Raw genomic sequence first — 14073 nt, forward strand, 5'->3', positions numbered from 1 at the left:
CCCGGACCACACAATGGTCTATCAGGAACGGAAGCTACAGCAGCAACGCAACTTCGGGGCACTAGGGAGTGGTTTCCGCCGCTTCATGCGTTATTTTCACATTCAATGCTTTTGCGGAACTGGATTTTTTATCTCCCCATCCGAAAACTTCATTATTCAAAGAAAGGCATTCTTATGAAACGCATAATTGCAGCTGCTGCAATTTCAGCATTGACCTTGGTCGGCATGTCGGCCTGCACTCAGCCCAGCTCAGGGCCCACTGGCGGCGGTAACGCTGCCACCGGAGACACGATTAAAATCGGCGTGAACTACGAACTTTCCGGGGCTGTGGCCACCTACGGTAAACAAAATGTTGACGGCATCCAAATGGCGGTTGATGAAATCAACGCCAAGGGCGGTGTTAAAGGTAAAAAGATTGAAATTGTGAAATACGATTCCAAGTCAGAGCCGGCCGAAGCTACCACTCTGGCCACCAAGTTGATGAGCCAGGATAAGGTTCTCACCATGATTGGCCCGGCGACCTCCGGTTCCTTCAAAGCGGTTATCCCCGCTGGTAACCAGAATAAAGTTCCGGTTATTTCCGGATCTGCCACCGCGGACGACGTGACCGTCACCGGCGGCAAACTTCAACCATTTGCTTTCCGCACCTGCTTCTCCGATTCCTACCAGGGTGGCGTGATGGCCCAATACGCCGCTGAAAAGTTGGGAGCCAAGACCGCGGTCATCATGGGAGACACCTCCTCTGACTACGCTAAAGGTCTGGCCAAGAACTTTAAGGAAACCTTCACCAAATCCGGCGGTTCGGTCGTGGCAGAAGAAGGCTACGTGGCTGGTGACACCGATTTCAAGGCGACCTTGACCAATATCAAGGGCAAGGATTTCGATGTGCTCTATATCCCCGGCTACTACCAGGAAGTCGGCCTCATCATCAAGCAGGCCCGCGAACTGGGCATTGACGCCAAGATTCTGGGAGGCGACGGCTTTGACTCCCCCACCCTAATGGAACTGGCCGGCGCTCCGGCGTTGAACAACGTGTTCTTTACCTCGCACTACTCGGCGTTGGATACTTCCAACACGAAACTCCAAGACTTCATCAAGACCTACAAGGACAAGTTCGGCGAGGATCCGTCCTCGTTCAACGCCCTGGGTTACGACACGGCTTACTTCGTGGCCAAGGCGATTGGTGAAGCGAAAGAGCTGACCGGACCGGATATTGCCGAAGCGATGGCTAACGCTAAGGGCTTCGAGGGCGTGACCGGTTCTTTCGATATGGATCCCAAGACTCATGACCCGATTAAGACGGCGGTCGTGGTTTCCCTGAAGGACGGTGTCCAGGACTCCGCTGAGGCCTACGCCCTGAAGTGAGTGATCGAGTGTTTCCCAAGGGCGGGGCGGCCCGTTGACCTGAATCTTTACCGGGTTCGGGCTCCCCGTCCTCGGGACCTCGAGAAAGAACGTTCCTCATGGATTTGATACTGCAACAGCTGATTAACGGCCTGTCGCTGGGAAGTATCTATGCGCTAATCGCGTTGGGATACACCATGGTCTACGGCATCATTCAGCTCATCAATTTCGCCCACGGCGACGTCCTGATGGTCGGGGCTTACGTTGGTTTCGCGGGAATGGTCCTGCTGCACCTCGACCCGTTCACATCCTTGCTGGCGGCAATGATTATCTGTGCGATTCTGGGGATGCTGATTGAGCGTTTGGCTTATAGGCCGCTGCGCCACTCAACCCGGATCGCCGTGCTGATTACCGCCATCGGTATGTCCCTGCTGATTGAGTACGTAATGATGTACTTTGTCGGGGCTGAAGCCCGCGCCTACCCCGCACAAACCGGCTGGTTGGGAGCCAGTTACCGCTTCGGTGGAGTGAGCTTGTCCATGATTCAAATCATCATCGTGGTGGTTTCCGTGGTCCTGATGATTGTCCTACAGTTCATCATTAAGAAAACCCGCATCGGTAAAGCCATGCGCGCGGTCAGCCAGGACCAAGACGCCGCCAAACTCATGGGAATCAGCGTGGATAACACGATTTCCTTCACTTTTGCCCTCGGTTCCGCTCTGGCTGGAGCCGCCGGGGTGCTGTGGGGACTGTACTACACTTCGATTACCCCGCTCATGGGCATTATGCCTGGTTTGAAAGCCTTTGTGGCCGCCGTTTTGGGCGGTATCGGGTTGATTCCAGGAGCGTTGGTGGGCGGCTACCTGGTCGGCTTTTTAGAGACGATTGTGAACTCTCTGGGTCTGTCTACATTCCGTGACGCAGCTGTGTTCATGGTGCTGATTATCGTGCTCATCTTTAAGCCTGCCGGCATCCTCGGCAAGAACGTACAGGAGAAGGTCTGAGCCATGAAACCGGGAATAAAAAGTATCATTGCACAAGCCGTCATTCTCGCGGTTCTTTGGGGGTTGGGATACGCCCTCATCACATTGGGGGTCATCGACTCTTACATCTTTAACACTATGGTCACCATCTGCGTGAACATTATCCTAGCGGTGTCGTTGAACCTCGTCACCGGGTTTACCGGACAATTCTCTCTGGGTCACGCCGGATTCATGGCGGTAGGAGCCTATTCCACCGGCCTCATCGTCACCGCGATTCCTACCTACGGCGGTTTCTTCCTAGGGCTGTTCATCGGCGGACTTTTCGCCGCCGCCATCGGTTTCCTCATCGGTTTGCCGACCCTGCGTCTGAAGGGCGACTACCTGGCTATCGCCACCCTGGGGCTGGCCGAGATTATCCGCGTACTGCTGTTGAACCTGGAATTTTCCGGCGGGGCTGCCGGGCTGTTCATCCAACTGCAGTTCACGGACTGGAACATTCTGTTCATCCTCACGGCGGGCACCATCCTGCTGATTCGTAACTTCCTGAACTCCCGTCACGGTCACTCCTGCATCGCGGTACGCGAGGACGAAATCGCCGCTGAATCCATCGGCATTTACTCCACCCGGATTAAGACCCTGGCTTTCGTGGTCGGTTCTTTCTTTGGAGCCATCGGGGGCGGCCTGTACATCGGCAACTTCTTCTTTGTGAAGCCGGACCTGTTCAACTTCATGATGTCCATCAACATCCTGGTTATCGTGGTTTTGGGCGGTTTGGGTTCGCTGACCGGCTCGATCATCGCCGCCATCTTGCTGGCGGTGGTCTCGACCCTGCTCCAGCCCTTCCCGGAAATCCGGATGATTCTCTACGCCTTGGTTTTGGTTATCCTCATGGTGTTCCGTCCCCAGGGTCTGTTGGGCACCAAGGAACTGACCTTTAAAGTTTTTGGCCGGTTGTTCCGCAAGCCAACCGGCGAGAATAAACCGGAAAGTGGCAGTGCCCTGTCGGCTCCCCCAACCGCACAGACTTCCCCGCAGACACCCCGCGCCGAGGCTAGTGCCGAAGCCGGGAAAGAACCCGCCGCCACCGAGCCCCCGACGGAGGAGCAACGCGCTCACGCTATCTTGGACGTGCGCCGCCTGACGCGACACTTCGGCGGTCTCGCCGCACTCACTGACGTGGATATGTATCTGCAGCCCGGTGAGCTAATCGGTCTGATTGGACCCAACGGAGCGGGGAAAACCACCGTTTTCAACCTTCTGACCGGGGTTTATCCCCCCTCGTCGGGCACCATCGCCTTCCGCCCCGACCCGCAGGGCGAGGACGTCTCTATAGCCGGCAAGAAACCCTTTGTAATTTCTCGCTGTGGCGTCGCCCGCACTTTCCAAAACATTCGCTTGTTCAAGGACCTGACGGTGCTGGAAAATGTGATTTTCGCCATGGAACAGCGCGAAAAGTATTCCCTCCTGGCATCCTTCTTCCATCTGCCATCCTGGTCCAAGTCGCGTCAGCGCGTCTACAAAGAGTCTATGCAGTTACTTCAGATGATGGACCTCGCTGAAAAAGCCGATGAATCCGCTCGGAACCTGTCCTACGGCGAACAGCGTCACTTAGAGATTGCTCGCGCCCTAGCGACTAACCCGCAGTTGCTGCTGCTGGATGAGCCGGCGGCGGGAATGAACCCGGCTGAGACTGCCCAGCTGACCGAGTTAATTGAGATGCTGCGCCAACGCTATCACCTCACCATCTTGCTCATTGAACACGATATGTCGCTGGTGATGACCATCTGTGAGCGCCTCTACGTGCTCGATCACGGCGTGGTCATCGCTTCCGGCACGCCTCAGGAAGTTCGTAACAATCCGAAGGTTATCGAAGCCTATCTGGGCCAGGAGGTGGAAAATGTTTGAGATTAAAGACCTCAAGGTTTCTTTCGGCGGCATCCAGGCTCTTAAGGGCATTTCCCTGCGCGTGGAGGAAGGCGAAATCGTCACTTTGATTGGCGCCAACGGAGCCGGTAAAACCACGACGTTGCGTACCTCCTCCGGTCTGGAACGTCCTCTGGAAGGCTCGATTTGGCTTGACGGCAAGGAAATCACCAAGTCCTCGCCGCGTTCGCGGGTACGTCACGGCTTGGTTCACGTCCCGGAGGGCCGTCGGGTGTTCCCCGGAATGACCGTGATGGAGAACCTCGACTTGGGTGCCTATATGCGCAAAGACCGTGCCGGCAGTGCCGCGGACCTGAAAATGGTGTTTGAACGGTTCCCGGTTTTGGCTGACCGGAAAAATCAGCTGGCGGGGACTTTGAGCGGCGGTGAACAGCAGATGCTCGCTATGGGCCGTGGTCTGATGGCCAAACCGCGGGTACTGCTGTTGGACGAACCTTCGATGGGCTTGGCTCCGCTGTTCGTCCAAGAAATTTTTGACATCATCGTCAAAATTCAAGAAATGGGAACTACGATTTTATTAGTAGAGCAAAATGCCAACATGGCTTTGCAGATTGCCTCGCGCGCCTACGTGATGGAAACCGGCAAGATCGTGTTGCAAGGCGAAGCCGCAGAGTTGCTGGCTAGCGATGAAGTTAAGCATGCCTACCTGGGAGGATAACCATGTTTGTAAAATGGCGAATGACAGCCAACCCCTTTACCATCGATTCGGGCGTCACCGTACCCGACGCTATCGAAATGATGCAGACACACGGCATCACGAAGTTGCCGGTATTGCGTGACGGCAAACTGTGCGGCGTCGTTTCTCAGTCGGACATCAACCGAGCCCTACCCTCGGACGCGACTTCCCTGTCTTTTGGCGAAGTAGCCTACCTGTTGTCCAAACTGAAAATCTATAAGATTATGCAAAAGAATCCCCCCACCATCTCGGCCGATGCCATGCTGGAGGAAGCCGCCATCGTCATGCGCGACTCGAAAGTCGACATTCTGCCGGTCATGGATGAGGGCAAGGTCGTCGGGGTCATCACCGAATCTGACGTCCTCGATGCGTTTATCGACATTAACGGGGCTCGCGAGCCCGGAACCCGCCTGGTCATTGAGGCCGACGACCAGCCCGGAGTGATGAGTCGCCTGGCGCGGGTCACCGGGGAACTCGAGACCAACATCACCCATATTGCGGTGTACCGCACCGGGATGGAGAGTTCTTTCGTGCTTCTGGGGGTGAACACCGTGAACACCTCCGACTTGGAAGATGCGTTCACGAAAGCCGGGTTCCAGGTCCGTTACGTCCTCAGACGCTAAAGCGTCGGCCCTCTCGAAAAAGTCTCCCTACCCCGTCATTGCCTTTCTTGGCGGGGTAGGGTCTTATTCACAAGCTCGGGGGGCCTGTATCTGGAGCCGGATTGCCACTGGGGTGGTTCCCGGTAGTTACCTAACGATAATTCCCTGTGGAGCCACCGGCAATTCCCGCGGTTTCCAACCCAGGTGTTCGAGGTCCTGGCGCGTGGCGGGGTCCAGATGGTCGAAAACTATTACGGTGGGCCCGGCACCGCTGATGGCGGCCGGAGCGCCCGCGGCTCGCAGTCGGTCTACTAATTCCAGAGACTGGGGCATACCCTCACGGCGATATTCCTGGTGCAGCCGATCCTCGGTGGCGAAATACAGCAGTTCGGGGTATTTAGCCAAGGCCAGGGGCAGTAGCGCGGCGCGTCCGGCATTGAAGGCCGCGTCCCGATGCGGAACCGACTCGGGCAGCAACCCGCGCGCCTTGGAAGTGGCCAGTTCAAATTCGGGAATCAGCACTGTCAACCGCACCTGTGGAGACACCTCAAAATGCTGCGCATAGGCTCGCGGCGCGCTCCCATCCGCACTCGGTTCCATCCAACCCACCACGGCTCCCCCATACACTGCCGGGGCGGCGTTGTCAGGGTGGCCTTCCATCTGGACCGCCAGCTGAAAGATCGCATCGGTGTCCAAGACCCCCGGCTCCAGCAAAGCCCCAGCAGCGGCCAAGCCGGAAACAAGCGCCGCGGAAGACGAACCCAACCCGCGGCCGTGCGGAACTCGGTTCACGCAATGCATCTCGATCCCAATCTGGGAGGCTCCCACAGATTCCAGCCCGGCTCGCAAAGCCTGCACGACCATGTTGGTTTCATCCTCAGGTACTTTGCCGGCGCCTTCGCCTTCCACAGTGACGTGAGTCGCTCCGGTGGTGGCCCGCACGCTGACTTCATCGCGCAGTTCCAAGGCGAGCCCCAAAGCGTCAAATCCCGGTCCCAGATTGGCCGAAGAGGCAGGCACGCTGACCGTTACTTCGTCACGCACAAAATTCATGGCAATTCCTTAGGTTCGGTGGTCTTGCGCCTAGTCGGTGACAGCACCGGTCCGGCGGGACGGTACTGTTACAGGCCAAGTTCCCGCACTGCGGCCTGCAGGCTGGGTTCGATTACGGACGGAGTCACGTTGCCTTTCGCTTCCATCGCGGTAGCGGTGTCTTTCAAGCCATTACCGGTCAAGGTACAGGCAATCCGTACGCCTCCAGGTACTTTGCCCTGCTCGGCCATCGCCAACAGACCCGCTATCGGGGCGGCACTGGCCGGCTCACAAAACACTCCGACTTCCGCGGCGATAATGGACTGAGCCTGCATAATGGCTTCATCACTGACGGCGGTAATCAACCCACCGGAATCGTCACGAGCGGCGGTGGCATAGTCCCAAGACGCGGGGTTGCCAATCCGAATCGCGGTAGCGATGGTTTCCGGGTTTTCGATGGTGTGTCCCGCCACGAAAGGCGCGGCTCCGGTGGCTTGAATCCCCCACATTCGAGGCAACTTGGTGGTTTGCGGCTTCAGTTTCAGAGCCGAATCCTCGATTGAAGAAGCAACTTTCCGTCCGAAATACTCGTTGTATCCCATCCAATAGGCGCTGATGTTTCCAGCGTTGCCCACCGGCAAACAGTGAATGTCCGGAGCATCGCCCAAGGCGTCACAGATTTCAAAAGCGGCGGTTTTCTGTCCCTGCAGGCGGTAGGGGTTAATCGAGTTTACCAAATCCACCGGGTACTTTTCCGTCAGTTCCCGGGTGATTCGCAAGCAGTCGTCAAAGTTTCCGTCCACGGCTATGAGCTTGGCTCCGTGCATCACGGCCTGAGCCAGCTTGCCCAGAGCAATCTTTCCGGCTGGCAAAATGACCGCGCATCCCACTCCTGCCGCGACTGAATAAGCAGCCGCGGAAGCTGAGGTGTTGCCGGTAGAAGCGCAGGCAACCATCTGGGTGCCTGCCGCCTTCACCTTCGTCATGGCCATAGTCATGCCCCGGTCTTTGAACGAACCGGTGGGGTTGGCGCCCTCAAACTTCACATAAACTTCGGTGCCGGTGGTGTCCACGCCGGCTTTTTCACTCAAAGCGCCGATACGCTGTTCCACGCGGCGCGCCCGAATCAAGGGGGTATTGCCCTCAAACAGGGTCACAACGGGGTCGCCTGGTTCCAAGGGAAGTCGATTCCGGTATTCTTCCAGCAGACCGCTCCACATCTGTGCCATGTTTTGGTTGCTCCTTATTCGCGGTTTCGATAACCTCAATAATTTTTCGCCGTCGGCTGTGCCGGTGTCACGAAAAATTTGAGGTTCTCATTGGTCTTCCTCAATGGACATCTCTGAGGCGATTTTATGCACTAATGGCGATTTCGCCAAAGCGGCGGTAATTCCGTCATGCTTAGAATTCTGTGCCAAATGGGTCGAAATGACCAACATCGCTTCGTCGGGTGCGGTCTCGGTCGGTGGCTGGGTCAAAGACGCGATAGAGACTTCCCCAGCGGCAAAGATTTTGGCGATTTCCGCCAGCATCCCAATCCGGTCGGCTACCTGCAAACGCACCTGACGGCAGGTTTCCACCCGTCCCGGGGCGCAAATCGGCAGGTCTGCATACACGCTCTCACGAGGGGCGTGCCCTCCGGAGACCAAGTGGTTGGCCCCTGCCACCACGTCGGAAAGTACCGCGGAGGCAGTGGGTGCTCCGCCTGCTCCCGCCCCATAAAACATGAGCCGGCCGGCAAACTCGGTTTCCAAAACTATGGCGTTGTAGGGTCCCGTGATGCCAGCCAACGGGTGGCTCTGTGGCACTAGGGTCGGTTCCACGCCGAGGGCGATTTGTTCCTCTCCATCGACGGTGACTCTTTGGGCGCGAGCCAACAGTTTCACCGCATACCCCGACTCTTTAGCCTGTCGAATGTCCGAGGCGCTGACCTCGGTAATTCCTTTCACCGGGACATCTTCTAGGTTCACCCGGGTGTGAAAAGCCAGGGAGGCCAAGATGGCGCACTTGGCTGCCGCATCGTGACCGCCCACGTCAGCCGTGGGATCCGCCTCGGCATAGCCGAGTTCTTGGGCTTTTTTCAGGGCCTGTTCATAAGACCAGCCCTGGGTGGTCATCTGGTCGAGAATGTAGTTGGTAGTGCCGTTGACGATACCCAGAACTTTGTTGATTCGATCCCCGGTCAAGGATTCCCGCAATCCATAAACCACGGGAACCGCCCCCGCCACTGCGGCTTCAAAATACAGATTCGCATCCGTGCGGGCTGCGGCCTCGTACAGGTCCGGGCCGTATTGCGCGAGCACCGCTTTGTTGCCGGTCACCACGGTTTTGCCCGCTTCTAGGGCTTTCAACATGGCACTGCGAGCCGGTTCCAGACCTCCCATCAGTTCGATGACCAGGTCGGCGGAGTCAATCACCGCGTCAATATCGGTGGTCAACAGACTTCGGTCCAGGCCCTCCCGAGCCTTGCTGGTGTCGCGGACCGCAACTCCGCTGAGCACCAGGTTCGCACCCGCCCGAGCCGCAAGTTCTTGCTGTTGGTCGTGCAAAATGCGCACGACTTGCAGCCCCACCGTGCCGGCACCCAGCAGCCCAATCTTGACATCTTGCTTTTGCGCCATCGTTGTTTCCCTTTCGGTATCCCTTTACACATTCACTGTATCAGCAGGGCGGTCGTCTAAAAATTTGCGGTACTGCGAGTCAAAATGAGCCAGCATGGCATCCACAGTTTCCGGCTCCAAAAGCCATTTTGTAATGACCGTTCCAGTATTGTCTTGCTCCACCCCCAGCACTCCCGGGCGCGTAAACCAGTTATAGTTCGAACTCATGGCCCACCCATAGGCTCCTGTGGCGGGTACCGCCAGCAGGTCGCCCTCAATCAAGTCTGCGGGCAGGGCCACGTCTTTAACCACAATGTCACCCGATTCACAATGGGAACCCACCACGCGGCAGGCCGCCAGAGGTGCAGTCGACAGGCGGTTAGCCAAAGCGATCGTATAGTTGGCATCGTACAGCGCGGGACGAATGTTGTCGCTCATTCCACCGTCTATCGACACGTAGCGACGATAGCTGAGGCTGCCGTCTCGATGCTGACCCACCGGCTGATCCTTGATATTGACCACTCGGTACAAAGTAATAGTGCTGGGACCAGCAATAGCTCGTCCCGGTTCTACGGAAACCCGCGGGAAGGGTTGTTCTAACTCATCACAGGCATGTTGTATCACTTGGTACAGTCCAGCGGCGAAGTCGGCGGCGCCTGGCGCGGGGGCATCGGCAGGGGTATAGGCGATGCCGTAACCGCCCCCCAGGTCGATTTCTGGAATGAGATAACCGGTCGTTTGTTTCACCAGACCCCGAAACTCCAGAATTTTCCGAGCCGCGGCACAAAAACCGTCAAGACTCACTATCTGAGAACCAATGTGAGAATGCAGACCGCTCAGCTCCAAGCGTTCATCGGCTAAAATGGACTGCACCACGCGCCAGGCGGGGGAATCAAAAGCCGGGGCTGCGCCGCGGGGAGAATTGGAGTCATCGATAGATTCAAAACCGTGAGCCCCAGGGGTGAGGGACAACCCGAACTTTTGGTCTTCGTGGGCGGTAGCAATAAATTCGTGACCGCCGGCGTGAACGCCCGTGGTGACACGCACCATCAGCGGCACCCGGCTTTGCGGCTCCAATTCATCTAAGACGCGCTGAATACGCCGGACTTCCGCGGGGGAATCAACGATAATCCTCCCCAGGTGAGCCTCAATTGCTTGTCGCAGCAGTTCGGGGGATTTCCCGTTCCCATGCAAGCCAATCGAACTCGGTGGACAGCCCGAAGCTAGCGCCAAAGCCATCTCCCCAGCAGAAGCCGTATCTAACCCGAATCCTGCCCCAGCCGCCAAGCGGGCTATTTCCACGCACAAGAAGGCTTTTCCGGCATAGTGTACCTGCACCTCATGCTCACCAAACGCTGCGGCAAAAGCCTCGCGAAAAGCCTTGAGACGGTCTTGAAAATCCGCCATGTCCAGCACAAAAATCGGGGTTTGTCCGCCCCGACCGTCCACCTGCGGAGCCTGACTCAACAGCTCGCTGAGGCTTCGCCCGTGCAGAGTCATTTCTCCCTGCGAGCCGCGCTTTAGCCCACTGGGCCACAAGTCCGCGCGCACCTGCGGGTCCGGGGCAACCCAAATTCTTAAGCCAGAATCCCCCGGGTGTAAACGTGCTGGGTCATCAGCCGCCAAATCCACCGCCCGTTCCTTCCTTACGTGGCGCGGCTTCCTCGAAAAACGGCGCCGCTCACATACGCTCGGGTGCGGTCACACCCAACAGGTCCAAGCCGTTGCGCAGGACCTGACCAACAGCGTTGTTCAGCGCCAGCAGCGCCGCATGCTCAGCCGTTACCGGTTCATCACCAGCGGGGGTGACACGGCGCTTGCCGTACCAGGTGTGGTAAGCCCCCGCCAAGTTCTCCAAGTAACGAGGCACCAGGTGCGTGGCATTCTCAGCCGCGGCCGTCGCCGCTACCGACGGGAATTGCGCCAGCACGCCGATAAGCGCCGCATCCGCCGGATCGCTGAGTTCCTCGGGGTCAAAGCCCGCCTCGCAAGAAACCCCGTGTTCAGCAGCGTTCTTGGCTACGTTAGCGGTGCGGGCGTGCGCATATTGGACATAGTAAACAGGATTTTCGTTGGTATGCGAAGCCAGCACATCAAGGTCAATAGCCAGCTGGGTATCCATCGAAGAACGCACCAGGGCATAACGGGCCGCATCGACGCCTACAGCTTCGACGAAGTCCTCCAGCGTAACGATGTCTCCGGCACGCTTGCTCATACGTACCGGTTCACCGTTCTTAAACAGGTTCACCAGCTGCCCGATGATAATCTGCATATTCTCGCCCGGCTTATCGCCATAAGCGGCGCACATTGCCATCATGCGCCCAACGTAACCGTGGTGGTCAGCCCCGAACAGGAATACGGTGCGATCGGCTCCGCGCCGACGCTTGTCCTGATAGTAGGCCACGTCAGAGGCGAAGTAGGAGGCGTTGCCGTCAGACTTAATGACCACGCGGTCTTTGTCGTCTCCATGCTTGGTTGTCAGCAGCCAGGTCGCGCCGTCTTTTTCGGCCACCTCGCCACGCTCACGCAAGTAATCCAGCGCCTTGGTGACTGCCCCGGTTTCATAGAGGGAATTTTCGTGGAAGAACACATCGAATTCGGTGCGGAAACTGCGCAGGGATTCTTTAATCTCATCGAACATCATTTCAACGCCGTGAGAACGGAAGTATTCTTGGGCCGCTTCGTCATCCAAGGTCGCCGGATCAGGGTCGCCCGCGGCTTTCGCTTCGGCTTGGACCTTGGCCGCAATGTCAGCAATATATTGCCCGCCGTAACCATCTTCGGGGGTTTCCTGACCGCGAGCCGCCGCCAGCAAAGAAACCGCAAAGCGGTCGATTTGCGTACCGTGATCATTAAAGTAGTACTCACGGGTGACTTTTGCCCCGCCAAACTTGTACAGACGCGCCAGGGAGTCCCCAACGGCGGCCCAGCGAGCGCCGCCAATGTGCAGCGGTCCGGTCGGGTTGGCCGACACATACTCCAGGTTGATATGAATTCCTTTGAGGCTTTCGCCGCGCCCGTATTCGTTACCGGCCTCCAGGATGTCAGCCACCAAGGCACCGGCGGCCCCGGCATCGAGACGGATATTGATGAACCCCGGGCCGGCAACTTCCGCGGAAGATACCCCGTCAATCTGGGCGATGGCGGAAGCGAAGATTTCTGCCAGTTCCCGAGGGTTCTTACCCACGGATTTGCCCAGCTGCAAGGCGATGTTCGTCGCCCAATCCCCATGGTCTCGGTTCTTGGGACGTTCCACGCGTACCTTTTCGGCCAAAACGCCGTCTGCAATATCGATATTGTTTTCCGCCGCTGCGGTGCCAAGCTGCGCAATTATGCGCTGAGTTAATTCTTCAGGAGTCACCCCACAAGCCTAACGTTTCGCCGAGAGTACATTCAAATTGGTTCGTTCGGGGGTGAAAATTTTGGGAAACAACACTGTATCCATTGAGTGAACGCACCGCATGTGACTCAGCGCCCCGGATGGGATTCGAACCCACGACCTTTTGCTCCGGAGGCAAACACTCTATCCACTGAGCTACCGGGGCCATACTGTAATCAGCTCCCACAGTTTACCGCTTTGTTTCCGGAAGGTAAATTTTAGCCCCCCAAGCCCAGCGCTAACAGCACCAAAAGTCCCAGATTCAAAGCAATAATCAAGGCGGCTACCACAATGTTAATTGCCAGCAGCCATTTGGGGTCAGCAAAAGGTCCCATAATGTCCTTCTTCGATGTATAGATAACCAAGGGTAACAACGCAAAAGGAATTCCTAAGGACAGCAAGGCTTGGCTTAACACCAACGCCCAGGTGGGGTCGAAACCAAACGCCAAGATGACCAATCCCGGTATCAAGGTCACCACGCGTCGCGCCAGCAACGGAACGCGTATGTGCAGTAAACCGGCCATAATCTCGGAACCCGCATATGCTCCCACCGAAGTGGAGGCTAGCCCCGAAGCCAGCAATCCGACTGCGAACACCGTGGCTACCCCGCCGCCGAGTGCAGCGGCTATGACGTGGTAAGCGCCCTCGATAGTGTCCGTGTCCTCCTGTCCAGTTCCGGGGCCATGCAACGAGGCGGCAGCCAGCAGTACCAGGGCAATGTTGACCGAACCAGCCACCAGCAACGCCCAGAACACATCCAGTTTTGTCGCCCGGAGGAGTCTACGCTTGTGGTCATCGGGATGCTCCGAACCGTGACGGTCTTTCGTCAGGGAAGAATGCAGGTAAATCGCATGCGGCATCACGGTGGCACCGAGCATGGAAGCAGCCACTAGTACCGAGTCAGCGGTAGGAAACGTAGGCCGCAGTCCCGCCACGGCAGCTTGCCATGAGGGCGGAGCCACCACCAGTCCTCCCACAAATCCTAAAGTGATAATCAGGAGCAGAGCGATGATGACTCGTTCAAACACAATCTGACCGGAGGTATTTTGTAAAAACAGCAGCCCTAAAGACACCACACCGATTATCAGGCCGCCCACCAGCAAGGGAGTTCCAAATAAAAGGTTGAGAGCGATGGCTCCGCCGATGACTTCGGCAAGGTCGGTGGCACCGGCCACAATTTCGGCTTGAATCCAAAAGGCGAGTCGCCCCGGTCGGCGTAAACGGTCGCCTAAGACCTGTGGCAGGGACTGACCGGTTACTATTCCAAGTTTCGCGCTCTCGTATTGCACCAGCATGGCCATCAAGTTAGCCAGCACCAACACCCACACCAGCGTGTAGCCATAGCGAGCTCCCGCAGTGATATTAGCAGCGACGTTACCCGGATCCACGTAGGCAACAGCGGCCACGAAAGCGGGCCCCATCAGGGCAACCAGAGACTTTTGAGGGGTTTTCTGCTCGTCAGTAAGGTAAGGCATACCTAAAATCATACGCGAAACTGCTAGGCAGTGAAATC

11 protein-coding genes and 1 tRNA gene are annotated in these 14073 nt (G+C 57.3%); 5 read left to right on the plus strand and 7 right to left on the minus strand.

Going from position 1 to position 14073, the window contains the following annotated elements; translation table 11 throughout:
- The first annotated feature begins 174 nt into the window (after nt 1-174).
- The 5 genes from RQ935_RS03665 to RQ935_RS03685 all read left to right on the plus strand — a co-directional run bounded on the left by RQ935_RS03665 (nt 175) and on the right by RQ935_RS03685 (nt 5570).
- The gene (locus RQ935_RS03665; RefSeq protein ID WP_311497251.1) at nt 175-1365 is read left to right on the plus strand and encodes an ABC transporter substrate-binding protein; all 1191 of its coding nucleotides are present in this window, start codon (nt 175-177) and stop codon (nt 1363-1365) included.
- Nucleotides 1366-1463: 98 nt separating this feature from the next.
- Nucleotides 1464-2348: a branched-chain amino acid ABC transporter permease gene (locus RQ935_RS03670; RefSeq protein WP_311497252.1), complete on the plus strand. Its 885-nt coding sequence runs from the start codon at nt 1464-1466 to the stop codon at nt 2346-2348.
- A 3-nt stretch (nt 2349-2351) separates the two neighbouring features.
- Nucleotides 2352-4232: an ABC transporter permease subunit gene (locus RQ935_RS03675; protein WP_311497253.1), complete on the plus strand. Its 1881-nt coding sequence runs from the start codon at nt 2352-2354 to the stop codon at nt 4230-4232.
- Complete coding sequence (locus RQ935_RS03680) at nt 4225-4929, plus strand: ABC transporter ATP-binding protein (protein WP_311497254.1); 705 nt, start codon at nt 4225-4227, stop codon at nt 4927-4929. The genes RQ935_RS03675 and RQ935_RS03680 overlap by 8 nt, the downstream gene beginning before the upstream one ends.
- Before the next feature lie 20 nt (nt 4930-4949).
- Nucleotides 4950-5570 carry a CBS and ACT domain-containing protein gene (locus tag RQ935_RS03685; RefSeq protein ID WP_311497255.1) on the plus strand — a complete coding sequence of 207 codons (621 nt, stop codon included), beginning with the start codon at nt 4950-4952 and terminating at the stop codon, nt 5568-5570.
- Between the two features lie 126 nt (nt 5571-5696).
- Here the strand turns inward: RQ935_RS03685 and thrB are convergent, their stop codons facing one another.
- The 7 genes from thrB to RQ935_RS03720 all read right to left on the minus strand — a co-directional run bounded on the left by thrB (nt 5697) and on the right by RQ935_RS03720 (nt 14035).
- On the minus strand, nt 5697-6602 hold the full coding sequence (gene thrB, locus RQ935_RS03690; RefSeq protein WP_311497256.1) for a homoserine kinase: 906 nt from the start codon (nt 6600-6602) through the stop codon (nt 5697-5699).
- Nucleotides 6603-6670: 68 nt separating this feature from the next.
- Nucleotides 6671-7810 (minus strand): threonine synthase, encoded by a 1140-nt coding sequence (gene thrC / locus RQ935_RS03695; protein ID WP_311497257.1) that lies wholly within the window; start codon nt 7808-7810, stop codon nt 6671-6673.
- 87 nt (nt 7811-7897) lie between these two features.
- Nucleotides 7898-9202: a homoserine dehydrogenase gene (locus RQ935_RS03700; RefSeq protein WP_311497258.1), complete on the minus strand. Its 1305-nt coding sequence runs from the start codon at nt 9200-9202 to the stop codon at nt 7898-7900.
- 24 nt (nt 9203-9226) lie between these two features.
- Nucleotides 9227-10813 carry a diaminopimelate decarboxylase gene (locus RQ935_RS03705; RefSeq protein ID WP_311497259.1) on the minus strand — a complete coding sequence of 529 codons (1587 nt, stop codon included), beginning with the start codon at nt 10811-10813 and terminating at the stop codon, nt 9227-9229.
- 49 nt (nt 10814-10862) lie between these two features.
- Nucleotides 10863-12542 (minus strand): arginine--tRNA ligase, encoded by a 1680-nt coding sequence (argS, locus tag RQ935_RS03710; RefSeq protein ID WP_311497260.1) that lies wholly within the window; start codon nt 12540-12542, stop codon nt 10863-10865.
- Nucleotides 12543-12653: 111 nt separating this feature from the next.
- Nucleotides 12654-12726 (minus strand) — tRNA-Arg (locus RQ935_RS03715).
- A gap of 52 nt (nt 12727-12778) precedes the next feature.
- Nucleotides 12779-14035 carry an Nramp family divalent metal transporter gene (locus RQ935_RS03720; protein WP_311497261.1) on the minus strand — a complete coding sequence of 419 codons (1257 nt, stop codon included), beginning with the start codon at nt 14033-14035 and terminating at the stop codon, nt 12779-12781.
- Between the last annotated feature and the right edge of the window lie 38 nt (nt 14036-14073).

The organism is uncultured Mobiluncus sp. (genome assembly GCF_963511525.1).
Classification (GTDB): Bacteria; Actinomycetota; Actinomycetes; order Actinomycetales; family Actinomycetaceae; genus Mobiluncus.

Coding starts and splice junctions, on each gene's coding strand:
- RQ935_RS03675 (WP_311497253.1), top strand. CDS start 2,352: ATGAAACCGGGAATAAAAAGTATCATTGCACAAGCCGTCATTCTCGCG.
- RQ935_RS03665 (WP_311497251.1), top strand. CDS start 175: ATGAAACGCATAATTGCAGCTGCTGCAATTTCAGCATTGACCTTGGTC.
- RQ935_RS03720 (WP_311497261.1), bottom strand. CDS start 14,035: ATGCCTTACCTTACTGACGAGCAGAAAACCCCTCAAAAGTCTCTGGTT.
- RQ935_RS03685 (WP_311497255.1), top strand. CDS start 4,950: ATGACAGCCAACCCCTTTACCATCGATTCGGGCGTCACCGTACCCGAC.
- thrB (WP_311497256.1), bottom strand. CDS start 6,602: ATGAATTTTGTGCGTGACGAAGTAACGGTCAGCGTGCCTGCCTCTTCG.
- RQ935_RS03680 (WP_311497254.1), top strand. CDS start 4,225: ATGTTTGAGATTAAAGACCTCAAGGTTTCTTTCGGCGGCATCCAGGCT.
- thrC (WP_311497257.1), bottom strand. CDS start 7,810: ATGGCACAGATGTGGAGCGGTCTGCTGGAAGAATACCGGAATCGACTT.
- RQ935_RS03700 (WP_311497258.1), bottom strand. CDS start 9,202: ATGGCGCAAAAGCAAGATGTCAAGATTGGGCTGCTGGGTGCCGGCACG.
- RQ935_RS03670 (WP_311497252.1), top strand. CDS start 1,464: ATGGATTTGATACTGCAACAGCTGATTAACGGCCTGTCGCTGGGAAGT.